A 26,274-nucleotide genomic window follows, 5' to 3' on the forward strand; every position below is an offset into this window, starting at 1 on the left:
AGTGCCAACGACGGACTGCCCAAGCCCAAACTGCTGTCGGTGATCGGCGGGCTGCTCGCCCTCGGATTGGCCGGGGTCGGCTCCGGCGTGGTCAGCTTCCAGGGCGCCTCGGCCGCGCAGGCCAGGGTCGACGCCGCCCGTGCCATGTTCTTCCCGAGGCCGTGAGGGGTGTGGCATGAGTGAGAGCAAGACGCAGAGCAGTTCGCGGTCGTATCGCAGGGTCGCGGCGGCGGTCGACGCCGTCTGCGCCGTGGCGGCCGACTCCGACGCGACCACCCTCGACGAGGTGGTGCTCGCCATCGCGAGCGAGCGGCATCGCGAGATCGAGATCGCCAGTGCGCAATTGGGGCCCGGCGTGTGCGGGCAGCGCAGGTTCTACCCCGATCGCGACGTCATCGTGCTCGCCCAGTCGCTGCCGAGCCGCGAGCACACCCTCGCACATGAGTTGGGGCACATCGTGTTCAACCACGAGGGCGCGCCCGCGCCCGAGGTGACGCTCGAGGCCAGCGACGACCTGATCGCCTACATGCTGAGCCAGCGGGCGCATCAGCAGATCGTCGACGACGGCGCCGACGAACTCGCCGAGTGGGAGGCCGAGACCTTCGCCGCCATGTTGATGACCAGACTCCGCGTGTTCAACAGCCGTGGCGCAGGCGTCTCGGTCCTTCGATTCGATGAGGCTCTGGGATGACCCTCTGGTTGACGGCCCTGCTGGTATGGATGGCCGCGGGCGCGCGGGTCGGGCGGGTACTGGTCAAGCCGGCGACGACGGCGCGGGTGGCCATCGTGGTCGCGGTCGCCGCCGTCGCGCTGGCCGCCACCGTCGCCGTGCCGGAAATCGCCGTGGCCGTTGACAATCTGCGTCCGAGCGGCGTGCACGCGGGCTGGCTCTCCGACGGCGTCGTGGTGTCGGCCTGGATCGCCTTCACCAGCGCCACCTCGGTGGTCGCCTTCGCCGCCTGGCCGGTGTGTTCGCGGCGAAATCTGCGTCAGGTCGCGGTGACGATCTACAGCATCGGCCTTGTCTCGGTGGCGATCACCCTCGCGTGGTCGTTCACGTTCGGCTGGGCGGTCGTCGCCCTCGGCGCGGTGTTCATCGTCGTCACCGGACTGCGCAACCTGGACTGGACGACGCTCGGCCGCGGTATCGCGATCTACACCACCGGAACCGCGGTGGTCGGCGGTCTGGCGGTGCTGGAGATCCAGCGCGCGTTCACCGACGCCGCCGCGGTGCCGCCCGGCGAGCCGAACTGGGCATGGCAGGCCTGGGAAGTCGCGAGCCTGCTCATCGCGTTCGGCGCGGTGTGGATCGTGGTGGAACTGTGGGTGCGAGCTCGCCTGCTGTTGAGCCAGATTCGGCTGCTGCACCGCGTCATGGTCGGCCGCTTCCCCGAGGTCGTCGCGCACGACCAGACCGGTACGTCCACTCAGCTGAAGGCGTCCGACCAAGTCGCGCAGATCATGGACGCGCTCTATCTCCAGTCCGGCGGCGGTGTGGTGCTGGCCGAGGTCCCGCCGCCGCCGCGCTCGGTCGCCGAGCGCGCGGACACCGTGGCGCAGTGGGCGAGAAACCCTTTGGGCGATGTGGCGCTGGACGCGCGGTGGATTGCTCCGCCGGAGGGGATTAGTCCGCGCGGCTGGGTCCAGGCCATCGCGCGGGCGTATGACGCGACATCCCTGGCGCGCGCGCGAAATTGAGCGTGGGGCGTTCCGACCCCTCTGTATTCGCGCACTAGTGAGTGCTGTCGCGTGCGCGCGCCGCGGAAGCGGCCTAGTTACGGTGTACTCGATGAGTTACGCCGGTGCGCATGAAATCAGTTGTCCGAGAATTGTCGAATGTTCTTGCATCCGGGGATGTTCGCGACAGCGGCAGAGTCCACGACAGGGCGTGCCCCTATTTCTCCGGGCAGGCCCTGACGCGCACTCCACATTGGATGCGCACATAACGAAGCACAGTGCGACCCCGCCGGGCCGCACTGTGCTTCCGTGCACGGAACCTATTCGGTGCCATCCGGAGGAATTTCGGGCAAGCCTTCACTTGCTCGCAACTTCTCCGCCATGGACGTGAGCAGGTTCTGAGATTCTTCGGACAGGTCGAACGCTCTACTCGACAGCCGTCGCAGTCCGTAGCCCTGCAGCTGGGACAGCAACTCCAGATCATGATCGATCTTGGCGGCATAGATGTCGTTGAAGAAGTAGTCCGGCTTGACCTTGAAGAACTTCGCCAGGGCGGCCACCGTCTCATCGGACGGGTTCGTCCGTTGTCCCGACCGCAACTGTGACAGGTACGGTTTCGAGATCGGATGTCCGGAGGCGGTCAGCGCAGCCGCTACCTCCGCGTTGGTGTGCGGCTTACGCCCCGGGGGATGCACGGTTTCGAACAGCTTGTTCAGCCGCGCCGCGAAATCAGCCATTGTGAGCCGCCCAATTCCCTTCGCTGTACTAACAGTCGTTATCTCGGATACGTATCATTGATATTAGCGGCTCAGTAACTGAAAACCTACGCCTGATTCCGGATTTCCTTGAAGCTTCTAGGTCCGGGTGCGGCGAAGGTACTGCGACCGTTGCGTTTGCGGGTCACCCCAACGGCTCTCGAGAAGCCGAGGTACGGGCCGGTTCTGGCCCGTCGCGGAGGTCTTGCCCGACACGGTCATGATAGCGGAAAGATAGCTGACGTCTCATCTAGTTGCCGAAGGCCCCGATCGTGTGGCGTACGACACGTTTCGGGGCCTTGGGGATGAACGTTCAACCAACCGGTTCCATGGGGTCGGGGGCCTTAAATCCGTTCGATGATCGTGCCTGTCGCCAATGCGCCACCGGCACACATCAGCACCATGGCGGTGCTGCGGCCGGTTCGCTCCAGCTCGTGCAAAGCCGTTGTGATGAGCCGGGATCCGGTCGAGCCGACCGGGTGGCCGAGCGCGATCGCGCCGCCGTTGACGTTCACCCGGTCCATGTCCGGCTTGTGCACCGAGGCCCACGACAGCGCCACCGAGGCGAAGGCCTCGTTGATCTCGAACAGGTCGATGTCCGCGATGGTCATGCCGGACCGCTCCAGCAGGCGCGAGCAGGCCTGTACCGGGCCGTCGAGATGGAACTCCGGCTCCGAGCCGACGAGGGCCTGGGTGACGATCCGCGCCCTGGGCCGCAATCCGGCTCGCTGCGCGGCCTTTTCGTCCATCAGGAGCACCGCGGCCGCGCCGTCGGAGATCTGCGAAGAACTGCCCGCGGTGTGGACGCCGCCCTCGAGGACCGGCTTCAGCTTGGCCAGTCCCTCGACCGTCGTCTCGCGCAGGCCTTGGTCGCGGGACACGTCGAGCTTCTCGCCGGTGAGGTTCCCCTCCTTGTCCGCGACGGGCGCGGTGACGGTGAGCACCTCGCGATCGAAGCGGCCCTGCGCCCAGGCCTGCCCGGCCAAGCGCTGTGAGCGAGCGCCGAACTCGTCGACGTCGGCGCGAGTGATGCCGCGCCGCTTGGCAATCCGCTCGGCCGCCTCGAACTGGTTGGGCAGGTCGATGTTCCAGGACGCGGGCCTGCGCGGCCCGGCGTGCTCGCCGACGTTGGCGCCCAACGGAACTCGGCTCATGGCCTCGACGCCGCAGGCGACGCCGATATCGATGGCGCCGGTCGCGATGAGGCCGGCGATGAGGTGGTTGGCCTGCTGTGCGGAGCCGCACTGCGCGTCGATGGTGGTCGCACCGACCTGCCAGGGCAGGCCCGCGTGCAGCCACGCGACCCGCGTCACGTTATTGGACTGCTCCCCGGCCTGGGTGACGCAGCCGCCGATGACCTGCTCGACCTGAGCCGGGTCGAGGTGGGCGCGCTCGAGCAGTCCGCGCTGGGCGAGGCCGAGCAGCTCGGCGGCGTGCAGGCCGGACAGCCAGCCGCCGCGCTTGCCGATGGGGGTTCGAGCGGCCTCGACGATGACGGGTGTGCCCATGGCCAACCTTTCGCGTGGAAGAACTGAAACGAGTTCATGTAGTTGAGAGGCGGTTCTGTCCGGTTTCTTCCCTGATCCGACCGCCTATGCTTCAATGATTATAGAACGTGTTTCAGTTTGTCGAAGGAGACATCTGGTGGTAGACCCTCGGAATGTCCGGCCGAATCTGCCGGACGGATTCGACGTCACGGACCCCGACATCTATGCCGAGCGCGTGCCGGTCGAGGAGTTCGCCGAGCTGCGTCGCACCGCTCCGATCTGGTGGAACCCGCAGCCGGTCGAGGTCAGTGGCTTCCGTGACGAGGGCTTCTGGGTGGTGAGCAAGCACGCCGACGTCAAAGAGGTATCACGGCGCGGCGATGTCTTCTCCACCTTCGAGAACACCGCCATTCCGCGCTTCAACGACGACATCACCCGCGAGCAGATCGAACTGCAGCGCTTCGTCCTCATCAACAAGGACGCCCCCGAGCACACGAAGCTGCGCAAGATCATCTCGCGCGGCTTCACCCCGCGCGCCATCAACGGCCTGCGCCAAGAACTCTCGGCCCGCGCCGAGTCGATCGTCAAGGCGGCGGCCGCGGCGGAGCAGGGCGACTTCGTCGCGCAGATCGCGTGCGAGCTGCCCCTGCAGGCGATCGCCGAACTGATCGGCGTCCCGCAGGAAGACCGGATGAAGGTGTTCACCTGGTCGAACGACATGACCGGCTACGACGATCCGGACAACGACGCCGATCCGGTCATGGCCTCGGCCGAAATCCTCGGCTACGCCTACCAGATGGCGGCCGCCCGTAAGGAGTGTCCGGCCAACGATCTCGTCACCACGCTGATCCAGGCCGACGTCGACGGCGACAAGCTCAGCGAGGAGGAGTTCGGCTTCTTCGTCATCATGCTGGCCGTGGCGGGCAACGAGACGACGCGCAACGCCATCACCCACGGCATGAACGCGTTCATGGAGCACCCCGACCAGTGGGAGCTGTTCAAGAAGGAGCGCCCCGCCACCGCCGCCGACGAGATCATCCGGTGGGCCACCCCGGTCACCTCGTTCCAGCGAACCGCGTTGGCGGACACCGAACTCGGCGGCGTGCAGATCAAGAAGGGCCAGCGGCTGGTGATGCTGTATCGCTCGGCCAACTTCGACGAGGACGTCTTCGAGAACCCGGAGAAGTTCGACATCATGCGAAAGGACAACCAGCACTTGTCCTTCGGCGGCACCGGCGCGCACTTCTGCATCGGCGCGAACCTGGCCAGGCTGGAGGTCGACCTGATCTTCAACGCCATCGCCGACCACCTGCCCGACATCACCAAGCTCGGTGAGCCCAAGCGGCTGCGGTCGGGCTGGCTCAACGGAATCAAGGAATTCCCGGTCGATTTCAAGGGCTGCCCCGTCGCCCACTGAGGCCGGCCGCCGAAGCACAAGGGCCCTCGCACCGGAAGTCCCCACTCCGGTCCGAGGGCCCTTCGCCCGTTGGTCTATCGGTCAGCCGACCTTCTTAGCCGTGGCCATTGCGCGGTCGATCTCCCAAAAAGCCCGCAGCGCAGCGATTTTGCCCGACCCGTCCACCCGATAGGTGAACACACCCTCGGCGTCGATGCTGTGGCCGCCGAGCGTGCTGCGGATGGTGCCGGTGAACGCGATCTCGTTGCCGCACGCGAACGAGTCGCCGAACAGGAACTCGATCGACTCGGTCTGCGCGATCGCCTTGTCCCAGAACGCCGCGATCGCCTCCGTGCCGCGGTGGCCCTTGCCCTCGGGGTCGAAACCGGAGGGGCCGATGGGATCCTCGACGATGCCGTCCTCGGCGAACAGCGCGATCCACGCCGCCTTGTCCCTGGCCCGCACCGCGGCCTGCGAGGCGAGCCCGGCGACCCTGGCCGGATGGTCGGTGGTGGTCATGCCGATACCTCCGCGCGGATGGGGTCTTCGATGTTCGCCGCGGCGAAGCGGCGCAGCGAGTCCTGCTTGGCGGCGAGCTCGCCGTCGAAGCCGATGCCGTCGAACAGCCACGGGACCACGATCGCGTCGGTCACGCCCGCGTTCGCGAGATCCTCATAGCCCGAGCGGCCGAACCGGTCGACGCACACCGCCTGGATCTCGAAAGGCGCGTCCTCGCGGCCGAATTCGGCGCGCAGCGCGTCGAGCTTGCCGATGGTGCGGCACAGCTCGTCGTAGGTCATCATGGCCGAGGTCCAGCCGTCGCCCACCCGGGCGGCCCGGCGCAGCGCCGCCTCGGTGTGGCCGCCGATGTAGAACGGCACCGGTTCGGTCGGCGCCGGGCTCACCTGCAACTCGTCGAAATCGAAGAACTCGCCGTGGAATTCGACCATGCCGCCGCCGAGGACGAGCTTGATCACCTCGATCATCTCGTCGACCCGCGCGCCCCGGCGCGCGTAGGGCACGCCGCACCACTCGAATTCCTCGGGCGCCCAGCCGATTCCGACCCCGAAGCCGAACCGGTTGCCGGAGAGGTTGGCCACCGAGCCGACCTGGCGGGCCAGCAGCAGCGGATTGCGCGAACCCAGCTTGAGCACGTTGGTGTAGAACCGGATTCGGCTGGTCACCGCCGCCATGGCGGTCGCCCCGATGAGCGGATCGACCCACGGGGTCTCCGGCCCCCAGAAGCGGCTGCCGTCGGCGGTGTACGGGTACTTCGCCGCCGCGGACTTCATATAGAACAGCGAGTCCGGCAGCGCGATGGACGAGAATCCGCACTCCTCAGCGGTTTTCGCCAGCTCGGGCAGCTGCTCCAGCGGGCTCAGCGCGATTCCGAGGGTGAACTGCAAGGCTTCGGCGCTCATCGGGTACTCCGTCGGGTGGTCATGAAAGCCGGTCCGCGCCGACTACCCACATGGAGAAGTACTGCGAGCCACCGCCGTACGCGTGTCCGAAGGCCTTGCGGGCGCCCTCGACCTGGTAGGCCCCGGCCCGCTGCATGACCTGCTTGGCCGCCTCGGCGAAGCGGATGAGGCCGGACGCGCCGATCGGGTTGGAGGAGAGCACGCCGCCGGACGGGTTGACCGGCAGAATGCCGCCGATCTCGGTCTCGCCCTTGTCGGTGAGCTTCCAGCCGTCGCCCTGCGGCACGAAGCCCAGGTTCTCCAGCCACATCGGCTCGAACCAGGAGAACGGCACGTAGATCTCGGCGACGTCGATCTCGTTGAGCGGGTCGGTGATTCCGGCGGCCTTCCACAGCGCGGCGGCCGCGTCCTGCCCGGCCTGCGGGTTGACCTGATCGCGTCCGGCGAAGGTGGTCGGCTCGGTGCGCATGGCGGTGCCGTGCACCCACGCCACCTTCTTGCCGGTGGCCTCGACCGCGGTCGCCGCGGCTTCGTCGCCGATCACCACGGCGCACGCGCCGTCGGAGGAGGGGCAGGTCTCATCGAAACGAATGGGGTCCCAGAGCATTTGGGAGGCCAGCACCGATTCGAGGGTGATGTCGGGCTGCTTCAGGTGGGCCAGCGGGTTCTTGGCGCCGTTGCGGCGATCCTTGACCGCGACCATCGCGCCGATATGGCTCGGGGCGTTCGAGCGCCGGATGTAGGAGCGCACGTGCGGGGCGAAGTAGCCGCCCGCGCCCGCGCCGACCGGCATGGTGAAGGGCACCGGAATCGACAACGCCCACATGGCGTTCGACTCCGACTGCTTCTCCCAGGCGACCGCGAGCACCCGCTTGTGCACCCCGGCCTGCACCAGGTTGGCCGCGACCACGCCGGTGGAGCCGCCGACCGAGCCTGCGGTGTGCACCCGCAGCAGCGGCTTCCCGGTGGCGCCCAACGCGTCCGCCAGGTACAGCTCGGGCATCATGACGCCCTCGAACAGGTCCGGCGCCTTGCCGACGACGACCGCGTCGATGTCGGCGATGGTCAGGCCCGCGTCGACGAGCGCGCGATCGATGGCCTCGCGGCACATGCCCGCCATCGACACATCGGTTCTTTTCGTCACGTGATGGGTTTGTCCGGTGCCGAGCACCGCGGCCGGGAAACTCATCGGCTCGCCTCCGAATCCAGAACGGTCACAAGGTTTTGCTGGAGCGCGGGCCCGCTGGTGGCATGGGCCAGCGCGCGATTCGCGGTGCCGGCCATGATGGCCTTCGCGGCGAAGCCGATGCGCTCGAGCCCGGCGGCGAACATCGGATTCCCGGCGAGCGCACCGCCCGACGGATTCACCTTCGTGCCGTTCTTCAGGCCGATGGCCTCGGCGAGGATCAGCTGCTGGTGACTGAACGGGGCGTGCAGTTCGGCGATGTCGAAGGTGGTGTCGCCGCCGGTAACCGCCTGTGCCGCAGCGGAAGTGGACGGCGAGACGGTGAGGTCGCGCGCGCCGAGCATCGGGGTGTCCACTCGATGCGCCATGCCGGTGATCCAGGCGGGACGCTCGCAGAGCTCACGGGCCCGGTCGCCGGTGGCCAGCACGATGGCGGCCGCGCCGTCGGTGATCGGCGCGACGTCGTGAGCGCGCAGCGGATCGGCCACATACGGTGCGCCGAGCAGGTTTTCGACGTCGCCGTCTTCCCCGGCCGCCACCGCCGCCATGTCACGCTCGGTCCAGCGGCCCGCGTCGAGCCCCGCCCTTGCTTGCAGGCCCGCGATCGACCACGCGTCCGGCCACAGCGGCGTCACCAGGTACGGGTCGAGCTGCATGGTCAGCACCTGGCGCAGCGTGCCCGCCGACGACTTGCCGAAGCCGTAGACCAGCGCCGTCTCCGCCTGTCCCGAGCGCAGTTTCACCCACGCCTCGTACAGCGCCCACGCGGCGTCCATCTCCACATGTGACTCGTTGATCGGCGGCACTGCGCCGATGGCGTCGATCGCCGAGATGAACGAGAAGGCCCGCCCGGCAAGGTAATCCGAGGAACCGGAGCACCAGAAGTCGATGTCGGACTTGGTGATGCCGAGATCGGCGTAGAGCTGCTGGAAGCAGGGCACCAGCATCTCCACGCCATTGGTGGTGCCGAAGGTCTCCGGCACGTGCGGCGCGTGGGCGAAACCCACGACCGCGATGTCGGTGGCGTTGTCAGTCAACGGTCGCCTCTCAGAGGTGGTGCTTGTAGGTCTCGTAGTCGGCGTCGGGCTCGCCGGTGGGGCGGAAGTGATCCACGTTCTCCAGCCCGTAGCCCCACTCCTCGCGCGGCTTCCACACCGCCTCCACCCGCATGCCCATGCGCACTTCGCTTGCCTCGCAACCGAGTACGAGGTGCAGCACCGGGATGTCGGCGCCGTCGAGCAGTACGTAGGCGGCCACGTAGGGCGGCTTGATCCGCTGACCGAGGAACGGCACGTTCACGATGCAGAACGTGGTCACGGTGCCGCGGTCGGGCAGCTCGACGACCTCGTCGGTGGGCCTGCCGTCGGTCGGATTGGCGCCGCGGGGCGGGAAGTACACCTTGCCCGCGGCGTCGGTGCGGCCGCCGAGCAGCTTGCCTTCACGAAGTCCGCGCAGATAGACGGTTTCCTGCGGCGACGCGGTGTGCTTGTAGCTGAGGTCGACCGGCGTGGTGATCACGGTGATCGGGTCGCCGGCCTCGGATTGCGCTGCGGCTTCAAATGTTTCGCCGGGCTCGAAGCAGGCGATGTCGTGGATGCTGCCGGTGGTCTCGGCCGCCCATCGCACCCGTACGCGCTGACCGGTGTGGATGTCGTCGGGCGTGGCGACGTCGACGGCGTGCAGCAGCGTGGTGTCCGCGCCGTCCAGCCGGATCAGCGCCCACGCGAACGGCCGGTCGAACGGCTGGCCCGGCAGCGGCTCGCGCACCCACGTCCAGGACTCGACGGTGCCGGTGTCGGCGACGTCGACGAACTCGGTGAGCGCCTCGGCGGTGTGCGGGTCGTACTCCGGCGGCGGCACCAGCACCCGGCCGTCCGAGCCGCGCACGCCGACGAGCTTGCGGGCGCGCAGATTGGTGAGAAAGTTACCGATCGTCGGTCCAACGGACCGGGTGTAGTCGAATCGCACACGCAGAGGCGCGCTGAGTACATCGGGCACGGTGTGCCCACCCGTCGCCCGGCCACCGCCCCTCATGGAGTCGCTGCGCGACGAAGTGTTCAATTTCGCCCCTTTCTCATCCGCGATTACGCCGGATGCAGTATTCCCCTGAGTCACAATGTCGAGTAGAACAGGTTCTTATTCTGCTGGCAAGAGCGGTATCCGCGACGGTCGGTAGACGGCACCTCGCACGACAGCCGTGAGCGCGGCTGGGCATCGGCTCGGAAAGGGTGACATGAAACTCGGATTGCAACTCGGGTACTGGATGGCGCAGCCGCCGCGGAACGCGGGGGAGTTGGTGGCGGCGGCCGAGGACGCCGGCTTCGACGCGGTGTTCGCCGCCGAGTCCTGGGGCTCCGACGCGTTCGGCCCGCTGACCTGGTGGGGGTCGTCCACACAGCGGGTGCGGCTCGGCACGTCGGTCGTGCAGATGTCGGCCCGCACGCCGGCCGCCACCGCGATGCACGCGCTCACGCTGGACCATCTCAGCGGCGGCCGGGCGATTCTCGGGCTCGGCGTCTCCGGTCCGCAGGTGGTGGAGGGCTGGTACGGGCAGCCGTTCGCCAAGCCGTTGCAGCGCACCCGCGAGTACGTCGGGATCATTCGGCGCATTCTCGAGCGGGAGGCCCCGGTCATCAATGACGGACCCAACTACCCGCTGCCCTACCTGGGCCCGGGCGCGACCGGACTCGGCAAGCCGCTCAAGCCGATCGTGCATCCGCTACGTGCGGATTTGCCGATCTGGCTCGGCGCGGAGGGGCCCAAGAACGTGGCGCTGACGGCCGAGATCGCCGACGGCTGGCTGGCGATCTACTACGCGCCGCGGCTGGCGAACATGTACAACGACTGGCTCGACGAGGGCTTTGCCAGGGCCGGGGCCCGCCGCTCGCGCGAGGACTTCGAGATCGCCGCGAGCTGTCAGGTGGTGATCACCGACGATCCGGCCGCCGAGCTGGAACGGATGCGCTGGGTCATGTCGCTCTACATCGGCGGCATGGGCGCGCCGGAGCAGAACTTCCACGCCCAGGTCTATCGCAGGATGGGCTACGAGCGGGAGGTCGACGAGATCGGCAGGCTGTTCATGGCGGGCAAGAAGGCGGAGGCGGCCGCCGTGGTGCCCGACGAGATGATCCTGGACACCTCGATCATCGGCGACGAGGAGCACGTCCGGAAGCAGTTCGAGGTGTGGTCGGCGGCGGGCGTCACCATGATGCTGGTGACCGCCGCCGACGCCGCGCAATTACGTCGGCTCGCACCCCTTGTCGATATGTAGAACACGTTCTAGATTCATACAGATGACGACGCAGGAGTCAGTAATTCTAGGTCTGTGGAACATCGCCGAAGCCGAGCCCGATCGGATCGCCATGGTCGATCCGGCGGGGCGGGAGGTGACGTATCGAGAATTGGCCACCCTCGCCGATCGCTACGCCACCGGCCTGCGCGGGCTCGGCCTGGAAACCGGCGACGTGCTGGTGAGCATGGTGCACAACTGCGTCGAGGCGATCGCCGCCTACTTCGCGGCGTACCAGGCCGGGCTCTACATCGTCGCGGTGAACTGGCATCTCACCGGCCCGGAGGTCGCCTACATCCTGCAGGACAGCGAGGCGAAGGCGTTCCTGGTGAGCGATCGTTTCGCCGCCACCGGCAAGGCCGCCGCCGACGAGGCGGGATTGCCCGCGTCGGCGCGCTTCTCGGTCGGCGAGATCGAAGGCTTCAAGTCGGTGGCCTGGCTGGGCGCCGCGGACACCGGGCGACCGTCCGACCGCAGCACCGGGGCCCCGATGCTCTACACCTCCGGAACCACGGGGCGGCCCAAGGGCGTTCGCCGCCCGCTGACCGGCGCCGACCCGGATGTCGTTCCGCCGCACACCACCGCGTTCTTCGGCCTGTTCGAGCTGGCGCCCTACGACGATCACGTGCACATCTGCGGCTCGCCGCTCTATCACACCGCGGTGCTCAACTTCGCGACCATCTCGATTCAGTTGGGGCACAAGCTAGTTCTGATGGATCGCTGGGACGCCGAGGAGATGCTTCGGCTGATCGACAAGTACCGGGTGACGCACAGCCACATGGTGCCCACCCAGTTCCACCGGCTGCTCGCGCTGCCGGAGGAGGTGCGCGCCAAGTACGACGTGTCCTCGCTGCGCAGCATGGTGCACGGCGCCGCGCCGTGCCCGCAGGAGACCAAGCGGAAGATGCTGGAGTGGTGGGGCCCGACCGTCACCGAGTACTACGCGGCCACCGAGGGCGGCGGCACGGTGATCAACGGAACCGAGTGGCTGCGCAAGCCCGGCTCGGTCGGCAAGGCATGGCCGTGGTCGGTGATCAAGGTGCTCAGCGAGGAGGACGGCACCGAGGTGCCCGCCGGCGAGCCCGGCCTGGTCTACATGCGCATGGGCGCCTCGAGTTTCGAGTACCACCACGACAAGGCCAAGACCGAGGATTCGCGCGTCGGCGACCTGTTCACCGTCGGCGACATCGGCCACCTCGACGAGGAAGGCTACCTCTACCTGCACGACCGCCGCTCCGACCTGATCCTGTCCGGCGGCGTGAACATCTACCCCGCCGAGATCGAGAACGTGCTGATCACCCACCCGAAGGTGGCCGACGTAGCCGTCTTCGGTGTCCCACACCCGGATTGGGGCGCCGAGGTCAAAGCCGTGGTCCAGCCCGCCGAGGGCGTCGAACCCTCCGACGACCTCACCACCGAAATACTCGCCTTCGCCGCAACCCAATTGGCGAAGTACAAGATGCCCAAGTCCGTCGACTACCTCCCCGAACTCCCCCGCGACCCCAACGGCAAGCTCTACAAGCGCAAGCTCCGCGACCGCTACGTCCCCACCCCCTAACCCAACCCCCGCACCCTCTCTCAGGCCCCGCACCCTCTCTAGAGCCCTAGAGTCGGTGCGTATCTCGAGTGAGGGTGCGGCATCCCAAAGCGAGTGCGGCCGTTGTGCTTGGCCGAACCTCGCACTCTCTCAGGCCTCGCACCCTCTCTCGGGCCGCGCACTCTCTTTAGGGTCCTAGAGTCGGTGCGGGTCCCGAGAGAGGGTGCGGCATCCAAAGCGAGTGCGGCCGTTCTGCCAAACCTTCCCGGGGGCAGGGCGGGGGCGGACCGGTCAGACCGGCTCGCGCACCTCCGGTGGCAGTCCGAAGAGCGGGAACAACTTCTCCGTGTCGAGGAAGAAGCACATGTTCGACACGGCGTTGCCGTCGAGCTCCAGCACGATGACCGACCACGGGACCCACACGCCGGGCTCGCCGCTGGGCTTGTACTGGCCGAAGGCCGGCTCGCCGTTGGCGCCTTCGAGGCGGATCATGCGCGAGTCGCGGCAGCCGCTGCCGTGGCCGAGCATGAACGCGGCCACGTTCTCGGGGCCGGACACCCAGAAATCGAGTGGCGGCATGGACAGCGCGACGTCGCTCTTGAGCAGCGTGGTGAGCGTGTCCATGTCGTAGGCCTCGAACGCCTTGACGAAGTTGTCGACGAGCTTGCGCTGGTCCTCGTTCGACTCGTCGTAGGTGTCGGTGGCGGCGGGCTGCACCTTCGACATGGTCGCCCGCGCGCGCTGCAGGGCGCTGTTGACCGAGGCGGGCGACATGGTCAGCGCCTCGGCGGTCTCGTTGGCGGAGAAGCGCAGCACCTCGCGCATGATCAGGATCGCGCGCTGGGTGGCAGGCAGGTGCTGACACGCCGCGACGAACGCCAGGCGCAGGGTGTCCTTGGCCGTGGCGTGCTCGGCCGGGTCCGCGCCGAACGCGAGGCCGTTCGGGATCGGCTCGATCCAGACGTAGTCCGGCTGCGGGGCGGGTAGTGGCGAGTCCGGTCGCGACGGCCCGGACAGGTCCATCGGCCTGGCCCGCCGCTGCGGACCGTCGAGCATGTCCAGGCAGACGTTCGTGGTGATGCGGTACAGCCACGAGCGCAGACTCGCGCGACCCTCGAAGGAGTCGTAGGACTTCCACGCGCGGGTGAAAGTCTCCTGGACGGCATCCTCGGCCTCGAAGGAGGAGCCGAGCATGCGGTAAGCGTAAGCGCATAACTCCCGGCGGTGCTTCTCGAAAGATTCGAGCACGTCGGGCGCGAGACCGGCGGACTGGCCGGGCAGGTCGTTCATGGGTGTCACCCTGCCACAGGCCACCGACACATCCCAGACCCGAAAGCTCGCTACCTGCGCGATCAAGATCAGCGAGGGGGTGCCGCCGGTCACTGGCGGGCGCGGCGAGCGATGAGTTCCGCAGCCGGAATTCGTCTCCATTGATGCGCAACTAAACAGCGGACTACGAAGAGGTGCCGAGACATGACCAGCCGGATGATTTTTCTCAACCTACCCGTCGCCGAGCTGAATCGGTCGAAGAATTTCTACGAGGCGCTCGGCTGGAAGGTCAACCAAGAATTCAGCGACGACCAGGCGGCCTGCATCGTGATCGACGACAATATCTGCGTCATGTTGCTCACCAGACAGTTCTTCACCACCTTCAGCAAGCGACAGGTCGCGGAGACCACCGAGAAGGTCGGCGCCACTTATGGTTTGGCGCTGACCAGCGTCGCGGAGGTGGACGCGCTCGCGGCCGCCGCCCTCGCCGCGGGCGGCACCGAGGAGATCAGCGAGGACAAGCGATCGCAGGAGGAGCAGGTCGGCATGTACAGCCGCACCTTCCTCGACCCGGACGGCCACCAGTGGGAGCCGTTCTGGATGGACTACGCCGGCCAGTGAGTCACGCGGAAACGCCCCCGGTACCGAAAGATGCCGGGGGCGTGGCTTGTTCAGCTGCCGGTGAAGGTCGGCTTGCGCTTCTCCGCGAAGGCCCTCGGGCCCTCCTTGGCGTCGGTCGAGCGGAAGACGGCGGTGCCGAGCTTCGCGTCGATCTGGAACGCCTCCTCCTCGTGCATGCCCTCGGTGTCCCGGATGGTGCGCAGGATGGCCTGCACGGCGAGCGGGCCGTTGGCGGCGATCAGCGCGGCGAGTTCGAGCGCCTTGTCCAGCGCGGCGCCGTCGGGCACCACATGACCGATCAGCCCGATCTCCTTGGCCTCGGCGGCGGTGACGTGCCTGCCGGTCAGCAGGATGTCCGCGGCGACGGTGTACGGAATCTGACGGACCAGCCGCACCGCGGAGCCGCCGAGCGGGAACAGACCCCACCGTGCCTCGGACACACCGAATTTCGCGCTCTCGCCGGCCACCCGGATGTCGGTGCCCTGCAGGATCTCGGTGCCGCCCGCGATGGCCGGGCCCTCGACCGCGGCGATCAGCGGCTTGGTCAGCCTGCGGCCCTTGAGCAGCGCCTCGATCTTCGACAGGTCCCAGCCGCCGCCCGCGAACGAGTCGCCGGGGTGCTGGCTGGTCATCGCCTTGAGGTCCGCGCCCGCGCAGAACGCGCCGCCCGCGCCGGTCAGGATCGCCACGCGAATATCGGGATCGCTGTCCACCTGGTCCCAGGCGTCGCGCATGATCGCCATCATCTCCGCCGACAGCGCGTTGCGCGCCTCCGGGCGATTCATCGTGACGATGAGGACGTGGTCGCGTTTCTCGACGAGGCAGTGTGGCATTGCGAAATCTCCTGACGTTCGAGCCTTGCCAGGAACAGTAACACGTTCTATTTTTAGCCTTGTGAGCTACAACATAGCGGACCTTGTCGAACACGCCATCGACCTGATGCCCGACCGCGTCGCGCTCGCGGACGACGGCCGCGAGGTGACCTACGCACAGCTGGAGGAGCGTGCCAACAAGTTGGCTCACTACCTGCTCGAACACGGTGTGCGGCCGGGCGACAAGGTAGGCATCTACTCGCGTAACACGATCGAGGCCGTCGAGGCCATGGTCGCGGTGTTCAAGGCGCGCGCCGTGATGATCAACGTGAACTTCCGCTACGTCGAGAACGAGTTGCAATATATCTTCGAGAACTCGGACATGGTCGCGCTCATCCACGAGCGCCGCTACAGCGACAAGGTGGCCGCGGTCCGGCCGAGGACCCCGCTGCTGAAGACGGTTCTCGTCGTCGACGACGATACGACCGGCACCGTCGCGACCGCAGCGGATTCGGTCGAATACGAGGCCGCGCTCGCGGCGTCGTCCGGCGAGCGGGACTTCGGCGAGCGTTCGCCCGACGACATCTTCATGCTCTACACCGGCGGCACCACCGGCCTGCCCAAGGGCGTGATGTGGCGGCACGAGGACTGGTGGCGGGTGCTCGGCGGCGGCATCAACTTCATCACCGGCGAGCCCATCCAGGACGAGTGGCAGCAGGCCAAGACCGGAGCGGCCAACAACCCCGGGGTGGTCCGGTTCCCGATCCCGCCGATGATCCACGGCGGATCGCAGACGGCCACGTTCCACAGTCTGTTCGACGGCGGCAAGGCCGTGATGCTGCCCGAGTTCAGCGGGCACGGGGTGTGGCAGGCGATCGATCGCCACAAGATCAACCTCATCTTCATCACCGGCGACGCCATGGCGCGGCCGATGCTCGACGCGTTGATCGAGGGCAACCCGGAAACCGGTCAGCCCTATGACCTTTCGAGCCTGTACGTGATGGCCAGCAGCGCGGCGCTGTTCTCGCCCGCGCTCAAGGACCAGTTCCTCGAGCTGCTGCCCAACCGGATGATCTCCGACTCCATCGGCTCCTCGGAGACCGGTTTCGGCGGGCTGTCGATCGTCGCCAAGGGCGCCAACCACACCGGCGGACCCCGCGTGAAGATCGACGCGTCCACCGAGGTGCTCGACGAGGACGGCAACCCGGTGGTGCCGGGCTCGGGCCAGGTCGGAATCCTGGCGCGGCGCGGGCACATTCCGCTCGGCTACTACAAGGACGAGGCCAAGACGGCGGCGACGTTCAAGGAGTACAACGGCGTTCGCTATGCGATCCCGGGTGACTTCGCCAGGGTCGAGGAGGACGGCACCGTCACCATGCTCGGGCGCGGCTCGGTCAGCATCAACAGCGGTGGCGAGAAGATTTACCCGGAGGAGGTCGAGGGCGCCCTCAAGACCCACCCCGAGATCTTCGACGCCCTCGTCGTCGGCGTGGACGATCAGCGCTGGGGTCAGCGCGTCGTCGCGGTGGTGCAGTGTCGCGGCGAGAACCGGCCCAGCATCGATGAATTGCGTCCGTTCCTCACCAAGGAGATCGCCCCCTACAAGCTGCCGCGCAGCCTGTGGTTCGTGGACGAGATCAAGCGGTCGCCCGCGGGCAAGCCCGACTACCGCTGGGCCAAGTCGCAGACCGAGGAGCGGCCCGCGGACGAGCATGTCGAGGCGGGCAGGAAGTAGGGTCGCCGGGAACGGGGGGATCGAATTGGGTATCCGCTTGGGATATTTCGAGGAGACCGCGCGCGGTTTCGAACCGCTGCCGTTCGCGGCGAGCGCGTGGTCGCCCACGATGATCAACGGGCCCGCGGTCTGTGGTCTGCTGGCGAGAACGCTGGAGCGCCAACATGGTTCGGCCGGGTCCGTGCCCGCCAGGTTGACCGTGGATCTCTTCCGGCCCGTCCGGGCGGAGCCGGTGACCGTGGTGACGGAGTTGGTCCGCGAGGGCAGGCGCATCCGGGTCGCCGACGCGGCGCTGATGCAGGGCGGTGTCGACGTCGCCAGGGCGACGGTGATCTTTCTCGCGCGGTCGGTTCAGCCGCCGGGGCGGTTGTGGACGCGGGCCGAGGCGCCGCGGCCGCCCGCGGTGCCCGTCGCCACGGACCCCACCCACCCGCTGTGGGGCAGCGACGCCCACGCCGAGGGTTGGTCGTCCGAGATGAGCGAGCATCAGAACGACAGCCGGAAACGCATGTGGCAGGCGCCGATCTCGGTGGTCGAGGGCGAACGCCCCTCACCCTTCGTCGCCGCCGCGGTAATCGGCGAAACCACCAGCCTGATGACCAACTGGGGCACCGAGGGCGTCGGCTTCATCAACACCGACCTCACCCTCGCCCTCGCCAGACTCCCCGCGGGCTACGAGATCGGCGTCGAAGCCGACAACCACCTCAGCGCCGACGGCATAGCCGTAGGCACCGCAACCCTTTTCGACCGATCCGGCCCCTTCGGCACCAGCACGGTAACCGCCCTCTCCAACGCCCACCGCCAGGTCGACTTCACCAACGGCCACTCCCACTTAGCCAAATCCACCACCCCCTAACGTTTTCGGCACCGACCCCCGCTAGCGCTGTCGGTCGGTCTGCCTGGGATGTCCGGTGCCTGCGAGCGCCAGGTACAAAGTGCGTTCCGCGTCGTCGATGACGTACCAGATTCGGCCGCCGCCGGTGATCTCGTACTGCCACTGCTCCAGCTCAGCACCGCCCAGCTTGATCGACTTCAGCTCGTACTTGAGTCTGTGCTGGCGGCCGGGGTTCGAGACGCTGCGCGGCTCGCTGGTGATGTCGACCCAGGCTCGATCCAGGGTGCCCGGAGCCTGGGCGAGCAGTTCAGCCCATCCGCGCGCGGCATTGAGGTTGTGCACGACGACCCGCCACGGTCGTGGGCGGGGAGCCTCGTCGCCCTTGCGGAGTTTCACTCCACACCGCCGGGGCGGGCCACTTCGGTGAAGTCGCCCGGTTCGAAGGGGCCCGCGAGACGTCGGGCCAGCTCTGGCTGAGCGTAGATCTCGGCCGTGTGTTGCCAGGCGATCAGGTCGCGGGCGAATGGTGTGAACAAGCCGGTAGCCGCGCCGGCGATCAGGTGATCGAGTAGCTCGTTGACTGCTTCGGTGCGTCCGGTCTCCGGTAGCCACTTCAACCAGGGCAGTTCCTCCGAGAAGACTTCCTCGGCCAGGCTTCGGTTCGTTTTGGCGATGATGGCGATGGTCCGCGCCAGCAGGCGGATCGCAGCCTCCTTCGCCTCGAATCGCTCGGACCGCGACAGGACGAGGTTCTCCGCGTCGCGGCGTTCCAGGATCACGTCAGCGTCATCGAGAGCGGGAAACACCGAGGTCTGCTTACGAATCAGGTCGCTGAACGGGAAGGTCTTCGAGCTCATGCCCCTCATGCTACGGCAAGTTCTGAATTAGTTCAGTGATCATTCCATGTGGGACCGGACGCGAGTGGCCGTCGTGCTTTCACGACGGCCACTCGATGGCTCGCTTGCTGTCAGCGGTTGGCCAGTTCGGAGAGGCGGTAGGCGAGGGCGGTGCGGATTCGGGGGATTCGGGTGGCGGTGGTGAGGGCCAGGTTGCGGAGGGCTCGGGCGGGGCGGGGGGTGAGGGTGGCCATGCGGGTCATGCGGTCGGTGAAGGTGACTACGTCGAGGGCTATCGGTCGCCTGGTGGTTTCGTAGGTGTCGAGGAGGGCGGGGGGTTCGCCGGTGAGGACGCGGGCGAGCAGAGGGCCCAGGGTGGCGGCGTCTTGGATGCCGGTGTTCATGCCTTGGCCGCCGGCGGGGCTGTGCACGTGGGCGGCGTCGCCGGCGAGGAAGAGGCGGCCGGCGCGGTAGTGGTCGGCTACCCGGTGGTGCACGCGGAAGCGTGAACTCCACAGGACCTCAGCGACTTCGATGCCGCCGCCGGGGCCGCGGGTGTCGAGGATGGCTTGGATGTCGTCGCGGGTGGGGTGCTCGGGGGCCTCGTCGACGGTGGCGACGACGCGGTAGCGGTTCGGCTCGGCGGCGTCGGGCAGCGGCGCGACGACGGTGACGCCCTCCGGCGAAAGATGCAGTGCCACTTCGTCGCGCGGGATCGGCCAGGTCATCCGGACGTCGGCCAGAACGAAGGAGGCGGGGTAGGTGTCGCCGGTGAATCCGATGCCCGCCTGTTCCCGGACGACGCTGTGCATACCGTCGGCGCCGATGACGTAGTCGGCGCGGAGGGATCCGGCAGCACCCGACGCGTCGGTGTATTCGATGGTGGCGCAGCCATTTTCATCGACCACCCGGGTGACCTGGTACGGCCGATGCACGTCCCCGCCCGCTTTGCGCAGCCGGGCGAGCAGCACCTCCTCGGTGGTGTCCTGCGGAACCATCAGCGTGTAGGGGAACTGCGTGGGGAGCCCGTCGAACCGCACGGTCGCCAGCGTCCGGGCCCCGTCGTGCAGCGTGAACCGTGGCACCACAAGCCCTTTCGAGACCAACTCCTCGGCGATGCCGAGCTCCTCCAACACCTCGAGGGTCCTGGCGTGCACCACGGCGGCGCGAGAAGTGTTGGCGCCCTCCGCGAGTCGATCCAGCAGCACGAAGTCGACGCCTGCGTCGGCCAGGGTGATCGCCGCCGTCAACCCGGCGGGGCCGGCGCCGACGATCGCGACGGAGGTGGTGTCCGGCAGCGGGGTGGTGTTCATCGGAACTCCTGAAGTCAACATCTGTAGGCCAACGCTTGTTGACGCAACCGTAGCGCCATCCGCGCTAGGAAGTCAACAGCTGTTGGCCTACACTCGTTGACATGACGATCGAGCCTGATCAACAGCCCGTCCGGCGCTCCGACGCCACCCGCGCGACCATCCTCGACGCCGCCCGCGCCCGCTTCGCCGCCGAGGGCTACGGCAAGGCGACCATCCGCGCCATCGCCGCGGACGCGGCCATCGACCCGTCCATGGTCATGCGCTACTTCGGCAGCAAGGACGGACTGTTCGCCGCGGCGGTCGACATCGAACTGGCCCTGCCCGACCTGGCCGCCGCCGATCGTGACACCGTCGGCGAGCTGCTGATCCGCCGCTTCCTCGACCTCTGGGAGGAGCCCCCCGGCAACGCGGTCCTGCTGACCCTGCTGCGCTCGTCCATCACCGACGAAGCCGTCACCGAGCGCTTCCGCAACGTCTTCGCCCAGCAGGTCCTGCCCGCCGTCCTGCGCTTCGGCGACCCCGCCGACGCGCCCCGTCGCAGCGGCCTCGTCGTCACCCAACTGCTCGGCATCGCGCTCTGCCGCTACGTCCTGCGCATCCCCCCGGTCGTCGCGTTCAGCCGTGACGAACTCGTCGCGGACGTCGCGCCGACCCTCCAGCGCTACCTCACCTCTGACCCGCCGAGCGTGGCCACGAAAGAGTAAGTCCGAGAAGGCTGCACATGCGGGTTCAGCGCTCCGGCACCGTGTAGGTGGCGACCCACTCCACCTTGCTCGCCGTGGTACCGAAAGCCTCGGTACTGGCGGCGAGGGCCGCGTTCTCCGCGGCCGCGGCGAAGTTGGCGAGCTTGACGTCGGTCGGCTCGGCGGCGGCCTTGTCGGCGGCACGCTTGGCGGCCGCGGCGGTCAGCCGGACCTGCTTCGGCGCGTCGGGCAACTGCTCGACGGTGTGCAGTGCGGCGGCGGCCGCGCGGGCGGCGGCCGCCATCTCCGCGGGTACGGTCGACGCCGATGGTGATCGGAGGTTGATGTCCGCGGCGGAGTCTCGCCAGATCGCGGCATCGAAGTGCGCCGCGGACTCGGTCCCCAGCTCGTCGGGCTGTCGCCCTACCGCCTCGAGGGCTGAGGCGCCACGCGCGTGCGCGCTCGCGGTACGGGCACGGGCTTGATCGATCAGCGCCGCTACGAACTGGGATGTTTCTTCGGTATGCGCTACTGCTACTTGCGGGACGCCGGCCACGGCGATGGCGCCGAGGACCGCGACCGAGAGGCGGGCGAGAGTGGACCGTGCGGTGGAAATATCGTCCTCCGGAATGTTCGGGTGCGCGCAGCGCACTTCCCTGTCGTGCGGGACCGTTCGATATTCGGTGCGGACGAACACTTGGATAGGTACTGAACTGGCCCGATACGCAAAACGCCCCGCCGGTGACGGCGGGGCGTTCCTGACCGCGACGGATCAGAACAGCGTCGGATCAGGACGGCGCGGCGGCCAGCAGCGCGCCGAGCGCGCGCAGATGATCGGTGCCGCCGCCGAGGGCGAACTCGTTGTGCTTGGCGGCGGTGAAGTAGTTGTGCACGATGTGGTCGCGGTCGATGCCGACGCCGCCGTGCACGTGGACGACCGTGTGGGCCACCCGATGGCCCGCGTCGGCGGCCCAGAACTTGGCGGTGTGCACGGCCTCGGCGCTCGGCAGGTCCTCCGACAGCTGCCAGGCGGCCTGGGTGACCGCCAGGCGCAGACCCTGCACGTCGATGTAGGCGTCGGCCAGGCGCTGGGCCACGGCCTGGAAGGCGCCGACGGCCTTGCCGAACTGCTCACGCTCGCGGGCGTAGTCGGCGACGAGGTCGAGCGCGCGTTCGAGCGTGCCCAGCTGGAGGGCGCTGAGTCCGAGCCAGGCGCGGGTGAGCAGCCAGTCGAGGATCTCGGCGCCGTCCTCGACGGAGCCGAGCAGCTCGGCCGGTGCGTCGGTGAGCTCGACGGCGTACTCGGGGGTGCGGTCGACCACCTGCTGCGCGGTCACCGTCGCCGCGGCCGGGTCGACCAGGAATACCGCGGTGACGCCGGACACCGTGGCGGGCACCAGGATTCGCTCGGCCCGGTCGGCGAACGGCACGGTGGTCTTGGCGCCGGTGAGCCGCCAGCCGCCGTCCGCCTCGACGGCGGTGGTGGTGGGCCGGGCGGGCTCCCAGTTGTGTTCCTCGGTGAGCGCGGCGGTCAAGATCACCTGTCCCGCACCGGCCCGCATCGCCCGATCCTGTTGCGCCGCACCGCCGAACCGCGCCAGCGCGCCCGCGCCGACCACGATCGACCACAGATACGGCACCGCCGCGACGTGCTTGCCGAGTTCGCGCAGGACCGCGGTCTGCTCGAGCACGCCGAAGTCGTTGCCGCCGACGGCCTCCGGCAGCGCCGCGGCGAGCACGCCGGTCTCGGCCAGTGAGCCCCACAGCGCCTCGTCGAAACGCTCTGCGGCGGTGTCGAGTTCGCGCAGCCGGTCGGCGGTCACGAGCTTGCCGCACACCTCACCGGTCAACCGGCCCAGGTCGAGCTGGGCCTCGGTGGGAGTGAAATCCATGTCTGCTACCTGCTTTCTGGTGATGCGGGCGACGGACCCGGAGCCGGCCTGCGTGACCACGCGGGGCCTCGGGGACGCCGCCCGGCGAGGACGGCTCAGCGCGCCGCGGCGGGCTGCTTGAGCGCGGTCATGGCGATGATGTCGCGCTGCACCTCGTTGGTGCCGCCGCCGAAGGTGAGGATCAGCGCGGCCCGGTGCATCCGCTCGAGCCGTCCGCGCAGCGCCTCGCCGGGCGAGTCCTGGCGCAGATAGGCCTGCGGGCCGAGCACCTCCATGAGCAGCCGGTAGGCCTCGGTGGCCAGCTCGGTGCCGTACACCTTGCAGGTGGAGGCGTCCCACGGACGCGGCGCGGCGTCGCCGCCCGCGTCGGCCCGGCTGGCGATCTCCCAGTTGAGCAGCTTCAGATACTCGACCTTGGCGTGCACGCGCGCCAGGTTGAGCTGCACCCACTCCTGATCGATCACGCGGGAACCGTTGCTCGCCTTGGTGTTACGAGCCCACTCGACCGTCTGGCGCACCGCGAGCCCGAGCGGCGCGGCCGAGGTCAGCGCGACGCGCTCGTGGTTGAGCTGGTTGGTGATCAGCGCCCAGCCGCCGTTCTCCTGCCCGACGAGCGCGCTCGTGGGCACCCGGACGTCCTGGTAATAGGTGGCGCTGGTGTCCGGCCCCGCCATGGTGTGCACGGGAGTCCAGGAGAAGCCCTCGGCCGTGGTCGGCACGATGAGCATGCTGATGCCCTTGTGCTTCTTGGCATTCGGGTCGGTGCGCACGGCGAGCCAGACGTAGTCCGCGTACGCGATCAGGCTGGTCCACATCTTCTGACCGTTGATGACGTAGTCGTCGCCGTCGCGCACCGCGCTGGTGCGCAGGCTGGCCAGGTCGGTGCCCGCGCCCGGCTCGGAGTAGCCGATGGCGAAGTGCAGCTCGCCCGCCGCGATCTTGGGCAGGAAGAAGCGCTTCTGCTCCTCGCTGCCGTAGTGCATGATCGTCGGCGCGACCGAGTTGATGGTCAGGAACGGCACGGGCGCGCCGGCGAGGGCGGCCTCGTCGGTGAAGATGAGCTGATCCATCGTCGGCCGGTCCTGGCCGCCGAACTCCTTGGGCCAGGCCAGGGTGAGCCAGCCGTCGCGGCCCATCTCCCGCACGACCTCGCGATACACATTGCCCTGCCCGTACTCGCCGGTCTGCGCGCTGAGTGCCGCCCTGCGCTCCGGGGTAATGAGTCGCGCGAAGTAGTCGCGCAGCTCCGCGCGTAGCTCCTCCTGCTGCGGCGTGTACGCGATGCGCATGGCAAATACCTCAGGCCTTCTCGATGTGGGTTCAACCGATCATTGCATATGGACTGAAACATGTTCCAGTATTGCGGGTGAAATCGGGCCGATGACGCCACCCGTGGCGGCATCGGCTTGTTAGGCTTCGGCAACGATCGCGGTAAAGGAGTTCTCATGAAGGTCAGCGTCGATCTGGACCAGTGCGAGGCGAACGGAATCTGTGTCGGAATCGCCCCCGACGTGTTCGAACTCGACGACGAGGACCAGCTGCACATCCTCGCGGCCGACGTGCCCGCCGACCGGCTGGCCGACGTCGAGGACGCGGTGGCGCAGTGCCCGAAAGCGGCGCTGCGACTTCAGTGAGGCCGGTGCTTGCCATAGATTGGAACACGTTCTAGGGTCGGGCTCGTGAGTGAGCGTAGCGAACGAGCCATCGACACAGCGTCCGCAGGAACGGCGGAGCCGAGCGTCAGCGAGGCGCAGCCGTGAGTGTCGATGTGAGTCTTGCGGGTCGGGTGGCGGTTGTTACAGGTGCGGGTGCGGGGCTGGGACGGGCGGAGGCGCTCGCGCTGGCCGGAGCCGGCGCCTCGGTGGTGATCAATGATCTGTCGGAGTCCGACGCGGTGTCGAACACCCTGTCCGATATCCGCGCGCTCGGCGCCAAGGCCGAGTTCGTCGCGGGCAGCATCGCCGAACGCGCGACCGCGGACGCGTTGATTCGCACCGCCGATGAGGCCTTCGGCGGCGTCGACATCGTCGTGAACAACGCAGGCATCACCCGGGACCGGATGCTGTTCAACATGTCCGACGAGGACTTCGACGCCGTGGTCGCCGTCCACCTGCGCGGCCATTTCCTGTTGTCCCGCAACGCCGCAGCCTACTGGCGCGGCAAGTCCAAGGAGGCGGGCGCGCCCGTCTACGGCAGGCTCATCAACACCTCCTCCGAGGCGGGCCTGCTCGGCCCGGAGGGGCAGGCCAACTACGGCGCGGCCAAGGCGGGCATCACCGCGCTGACCCTGTCGGCCGCGCGGGCGCTGTCCCGGTACGGCGTGCGCGCCAACGCGATCGCGCCGCGCGCGCGGACCGCGATGACCGAGGCCGTGTTCAGCGCGGCCCCCGAGGGCGAGGTGGACCCGCTCTCGCCCGATCACGTGGCCAGGCTGGTGGCCTACCTCGCCTCGCCCGCCGCCGACGCGGTGAACGGGCAGCTGTTCGTGGTGTACGGCGGCATGGTGGCGCTCATGGCGGCGCCGGTCGTCGAGCGGCGTTTCGACGCGACCGGCGGGCAATGGTCCGCCGGCGATCTCGCCGCCACGCTCGGCGATTATTTCGCCGAACGCCCTGCGGGCCAGACATTCTCGGCCTCGGCGTTGCTGGATCTCGGCTGAGGCCGGTGTTCGCGCAAGCGAGCGAAACAAGCGGACCGAGGATCGATATCCGCAAGACCCGCTGACAGGGAACTGCCGAGCGGCCGGACAACCGTTGATCGCTGGTCGGGCGCTTGGTAGACATTGGGAGTGCGCGCGGCGTGCCGCCGTACAAAGGTGGGATCTATCTCCTGACACTCGTTCCAAATTCATATGCTGTTGCAAAGAAAAAGAGCAGTTCAAAAGTGTCAAACATCTTCCGGCGGCGCGATGAACATGTTCTAATCGTTGAGGCGGTGCGGCCTCGGTGAAGAATCGTGCCGTGAGTAGTACGCGCGGATTCAAGCAAGGAGGTTCATCGATGAACGAGGTCCTTGCTGTGCCATTGCGGGCGGTCGGCGGGTTCTTCGAACTGACCGCCGAAGTAGCGCGCGCCAGTGTGCGCAGGCCATTTCAAGGGCGTGAGTTCATCGATCAGTCCTGGTTCATCGCGCGTGTTTCCATCGTGCCCACGCTGTTGGTCGCGATTCCATTCACCGTTTTGGTGAGCTTCACGCTGAACATCCTGTTGCGCGAGATCGGCGCGGCCGACCTCAGCGGCGCGGGCGCGGCGTTCGGCTCGGTCACCCAGGTCGGCCCGATCGTCACGGTGCTGATCGTCGCGGGGGCCGGCGCCACCGCCATCTGCGCTGACCTGGGCGCGCGCACGATTCGCGAGGAGATCGACGCGATGCGGGTGCTCGGCATCAACCCGGTGCAGCGGCTGGTGGTGCCGCGCGTGCTGGCGTCGATGTTCGTCGCGCTCATGCTCAACAGCCTGGTGTGCACCATCGGCATCGTCGGCGGATTTCTGTTCTCCGTCTTTCTGCAGGACGTGAACCCCGGCGCGTTC

Annotated in this window: 27 protein-coding genes; 12 read left to right on the forward strand and 15 right to left on the reverse strand. The window is 68.0% G+C overall.

Annotated elements, in window-relative coordinates; genetic code table 11:
* Positions 1-175: 175 nt before the first annotated feature.
* Positions 176-691, forward strand: coding sequence for an ImmA/IrrE family metallo-endopeptidase (locus tag ON39_RS02685; protein WP_040730445.1), 516 nt, complete (start codon positions 176-178; stop codon positions 689-691).
* Positions 688-1,698 carry a hypothetical protein gene (locus tag ON39_RS02690; RefSeq protein ID WP_040730447.1) on the forward strand — a complete coding sequence of 337 codons (1,011 nt, stop codon included), beginning with the start codon at positions 688-690 and terminating at the stop codon, positions 1,696-1,698. The genes ON39_RS02685 and ON39_RS02690 overlap by 4 nt, the downstream gene beginning before the upstream one ends.
* 299 nt (positions 1,699-1,997) lie before the next feature.
* On the opposite strand, the gene ON39_RS02695 is transcribed toward ON39_RS02690, so the two are convergent.
* Positions 1,998-2,414, reverse strand: a complete 417-nt coding sequence (locus tag ON39_RS02695; protein ID WP_011207048.1) for a helix-turn-helix domain-containing protein — start codon at positions 2,412-2,414, stop codon at positions 1,998-2,000.
* A gap of 362 nt (positions 2,415-2,776) precedes the next feature.
* A complete protein-coding gene (locus ON39_RS02700) occupies positions 2,777-3,940 on the reverse strand; it encodes a steroid 3-ketoacyl-CoA thiolase (RefSeq protein ID WP_040730449.1) in 1,164 nt (387 codons plus the stop codon).
* Between the two features lie 94 nt (positions 3,941-4,034).
* On the opposite strand from ON39_RS02700, the gene ON39_RS02705 reads away from it, so the two are divergent.
* Positions 4,035-5,336: a cytochrome P450 gene (locus tag ON39_RS02705; RefSeq protein ID WP_373283656.1), complete on the forward strand. Its 1,302-nt coding sequence runs from the start codon at positions 4,035-4,037 to the stop codon at positions 5,334-5,336.
* An 81-nt stretch (positions 5,337-5,417) separates the two neighbouring features.
* Here ON39_RS02705 and ON39_RS02710 read toward each other — a convergent pair whose 3' ends face one another.
* The 5 genes from ON39_RS02710 to ON39_RS02730 are packed head-to-tail and all read right to left on the reverse strand — an operon-like array spanning position 5,418 to position 9,956.
* Positions 5,418-5,834, reverse strand: a complete 417-nt coding sequence (locus ON39_RS02710; protein WP_040730451.1) for a nuclear transport factor 2 family protein — start codon at positions 5,832-5,834, stop codon at positions 5,418-5,420.
* On the reverse strand, positions 5,831-6,721 hold the full coding sequence (locus ON39_RS02715; RefSeq protein WP_040730470.1) for a TIGR03619 family F420-dependent LLM class oxidoreductase: 891 nt from the start codon (positions 6,719-6,721) through the stop codon (positions 5,831-5,833). The genes ON39_RS02710 and ON39_RS02715 overlap by 4 nt, the downstream gene beginning before the upstream one ends.
* A gap of 34 nt (positions 6,722-6,755) precedes the next feature.
* A complete protein-coding gene (locus ON39_RS02720) occupies positions 6,756-7,925 on the reverse strand; it encodes a thiolase family protein (protein WP_040730452.1) in 1,170 nt (389 codons plus the stop codon).
* Complete coding sequence (locus ON39_RS02725) at positions 7,922-8,959, reverse strand: thiolase family protein (RefSeq protein WP_040730453.1); 1,038 nt, start codon at positions 8,957-8,959, stop codon at positions 7,922-7,924. Before ON39_RS02725 ends, ON39_RS02720 begins: the two co-directional genes overlap by 4 nt.
* 10 nt (positions 8,960-8,969) lie before the next feature.
* Positions 8,970-9,956: a Zn-ribbon domain-containing OB-fold protein gene (locus tag ON39_RS02730; RefSeq protein WP_051186230.1), complete on the reverse strand. Its 987-nt coding sequence runs from the start codon at positions 9,954-9,956 to the stop codon at positions 8,970-8,972.
* Positions 9,957-10,155: 199 nt separating this feature from the next.
* On the opposite strand from ON39_RS02730, the gene ON39_RS02735 reads away from it, so the two are divergent.
* Complete coding sequence (locus ON39_RS02735) at positions 10,156-11,193, forward strand: LLM class F420-dependent oxidoreductase (RefSeq protein ID WP_040730454.1); 1,038 nt, start codon at positions 10,156-10,158, stop codon at positions 11,191-11,193.
* Positions 11,194-11,215: 22 nt separating this feature from the next.
* Positions 11,216-12,769 (forward strand): acyl-CoA synthetase, encoded by a 1,554-nt coding sequence (locus ON39_RS02740; RefSeq protein ID WP_040730455.1) that lies wholly within the window; start codon positions 11,216-11,218, stop codon positions 12,767-12,769.
* Positions 12,770-13,039: 270 nt separating this feature from the next.
* Here the strand turns inward: ON39_RS02740 and ON39_RS02745 are convergent, their stop codons facing one another.
* Positions 13,040-14,038 (reverse strand): sigma-70 family RNA polymerase sigma factor, encoded by a 999-nt coding sequence (locus ON39_RS02745; protein ID WP_040730473.1) that lies wholly within the window; start codon positions 14,036-14,038, stop codon positions 13,040-13,042.
* Between the two features lie 183 nt (positions 14,039-14,221).
* Between ON39_RS02745 and ON39_RS02750 the strand changes: the two genes are divergently transcribed.
* Positions 14,222-14,638, forward strand: a complete 417-nt coding sequence (locus tag ON39_RS02750; protein WP_040730456.1) for a VOC family protein — start codon at positions 14,222-14,224, stop codon at positions 14,636-14,638.
* A gap of 50 nt (positions 14,639-14,688) precedes the next feature.
* Here ON39_RS02750 and ON39_RS02755 read toward each other — a convergent pair whose 3' ends face one another.
* A complete protein-coding gene (locus tag ON39_RS02755) occupies positions 14,689-15,471 on the reverse strand; it encodes a crotonase/enoyl-CoA hydratase family protein (RefSeq protein WP_040730457.1) in 783 nt (260 codons plus the stop codon).
* A 61-nt stretch (positions 15,472-15,532) separates the two neighbouring features.
* Here ON39_RS02755 and ON39_RS02760 point away from each other — a divergent pair, with 61 nt between their 5' ends.
* Together ON39_RS02760 and ON39_RS02765 are read left to right on the forward strand one after the other, a co-directional pair.
* On the forward strand, positions 15,533-17,185 hold the full coding sequence (locus tag ON39_RS02760) for an acyl-CoA synthetase (protein WP_040730458.1): 1,653 nt from the start codon (positions 15,533-15,535) through the stop codon (positions 17,183-17,185).
* A 37-nt stretch (positions 17,186-17,222) separates the two neighbouring features.
* Entirely contained in the window at positions 17,223-18,041 is an 819-nt protein-coding gene (locus tag ON39_RS02765; protein WP_246002861.1) for a thioesterase family protein, read from the forward strand.
* Positions 18,042-18,062: 21 nt separating this feature from the next.
* Here ON39_RS02765 and ON39_RS02770 read toward each other — a convergent pair whose 3' ends face one another.
* The 3 genes from ON39_RS02770 to ON39_RS02780 form a co-directional block, all read right to left on the reverse strand.
* Positions 18,063-18,416: a hypothetical protein gene (locus tag ON39_RS02770; RefSeq protein WP_040730459.1), complete on the reverse strand. Its 354-nt coding sequence runs from the start codon at positions 18,414-18,416 to the stop codon at positions 18,063-18,065.
* The gene (locus ON39_RS02775) at positions 18,413-18,877 is read right to left on the reverse strand and encodes a hypothetical protein (RefSeq protein WP_040730460.1); all 465 of its coding nucleotides are present in this window, start codon (positions 18,875-18,877) and stop codon (positions 18,413-18,415) included. Before ON39_RS02775 ends, ON39_RS02770 begins: the two co-directional genes overlap by 4 nt.
* Positions 18,878-18,987: 110 nt before the next feature.
* Positions 18,988-20,169, reverse strand: coding sequence for an FAD-dependent oxidoreductase (locus ON39_RS02780; RefSeq protein WP_040730461.1), 1,182 nt, complete (start codon positions 20,167-20,169; stop codon positions 18,988-18,990).
* A 101-nt stretch (positions 20,170-20,270) separates the two neighbouring features.
* Between ON39_RS02780 and ON39_RS02785 the strand changes: the two genes are divergently transcribed.
* Positions 20,271-20,873, forward strand: coding sequence for a TetR/AcrR family transcriptional regulator (locus ON39_RS02785; RefSeq protein WP_040730462.1), 603 nt, complete (start codon positions 20,271-20,273; stop codon positions 20,871-20,873).
* A 25-nt stretch (positions 20,874-20,898) separates the two neighbouring features.
* Here the strand turns inward: ON39_RS02785 and ON39_RS02790 are convergent, their stop codons facing one another.
* The 3 genes from ON39_RS02790 to ON39_RS02800 form a co-directional block, all read right to left on the reverse strand.
* Positions 20,899-21,504 carry a hypothetical protein gene (locus tag ON39_RS02790; RefSeq protein WP_146251093.1) on the reverse strand — a complete coding sequence of 202 codons (606 nt, stop codon included), beginning with the start codon at positions 21,502-21,504 and terminating at the stop codon, positions 20,899-20,901.
* A gap of 136 nt (positions 21,505-21,640) precedes the next feature.
* Positions 21,641-22,744 (reverse strand): acyl-CoA dehydrogenase family protein, encoded by a 1,104-nt coding sequence (locus ON39_RS02795; RefSeq protein ID WP_040730476.1) that lies wholly within the window; start codon positions 22,742-22,744, stop codon positions 21,641-21,643.
* A 95-nt stretch (positions 22,745-22,839) separates the two neighbouring features.
* Complete coding sequence (locus ON39_RS02800) at positions 22,840-24,033, reverse strand: acyl-CoA dehydrogenase family protein (protein ID WP_040730465.1); 1,194 nt, start codon at positions 24,031-24,033, stop codon at positions 22,840-22,842.
* A 156-nt stretch (positions 24,034-24,189) separates the two neighbouring features.
* Between ON39_RS02800 and ON39_RS02805 the strand changes: the two genes are divergently transcribed.
* From ON39_RS02805 to ON39_RS02815, 3 genes are all read left to right on the forward strand, one after another.
* On the forward strand, positions 24,190-24,378 hold the full coding sequence (locus ON39_RS02805) for a ferredoxin (protein ID WP_040730466.1): 189 nt from the start codon (positions 24,190-24,192) through the stop codon (positions 24,376-24,378).
* A gap of 122 nt (positions 24,379-24,500) precedes the next feature.
* A complete protein-coding gene (locus ON39_RS02810; protein WP_040730468.1) occupies positions 24,501-25,403 on the forward strand; it encodes a 3-oxoacyl-ACP reductase in 903 nt (300 codons plus the stop codon).
* A 340-nt stretch (positions 25,404-25,743) separates the two neighbouring features.
* A partial coding sequence (locus ON39_RS02815; RefSeq protein ID WP_040730477.1) for an MlaE family ABC transporter permease occupies positions 25,744-26,274 on the forward strand: 531 nt, incomplete at its 3' end.

Origin of the sequence: Nocardia tenerifensis NBRC 101015 (genome assembly GCF_000308715.1) — a bacterium.
Taxonomy (GTDB): domain Bacteria; phylum Actinomycetota; class Actinomycetes; order Mycobacteriales; family Mycobacteriaceae; genus Nocardia; species Nocardia tenerifensis.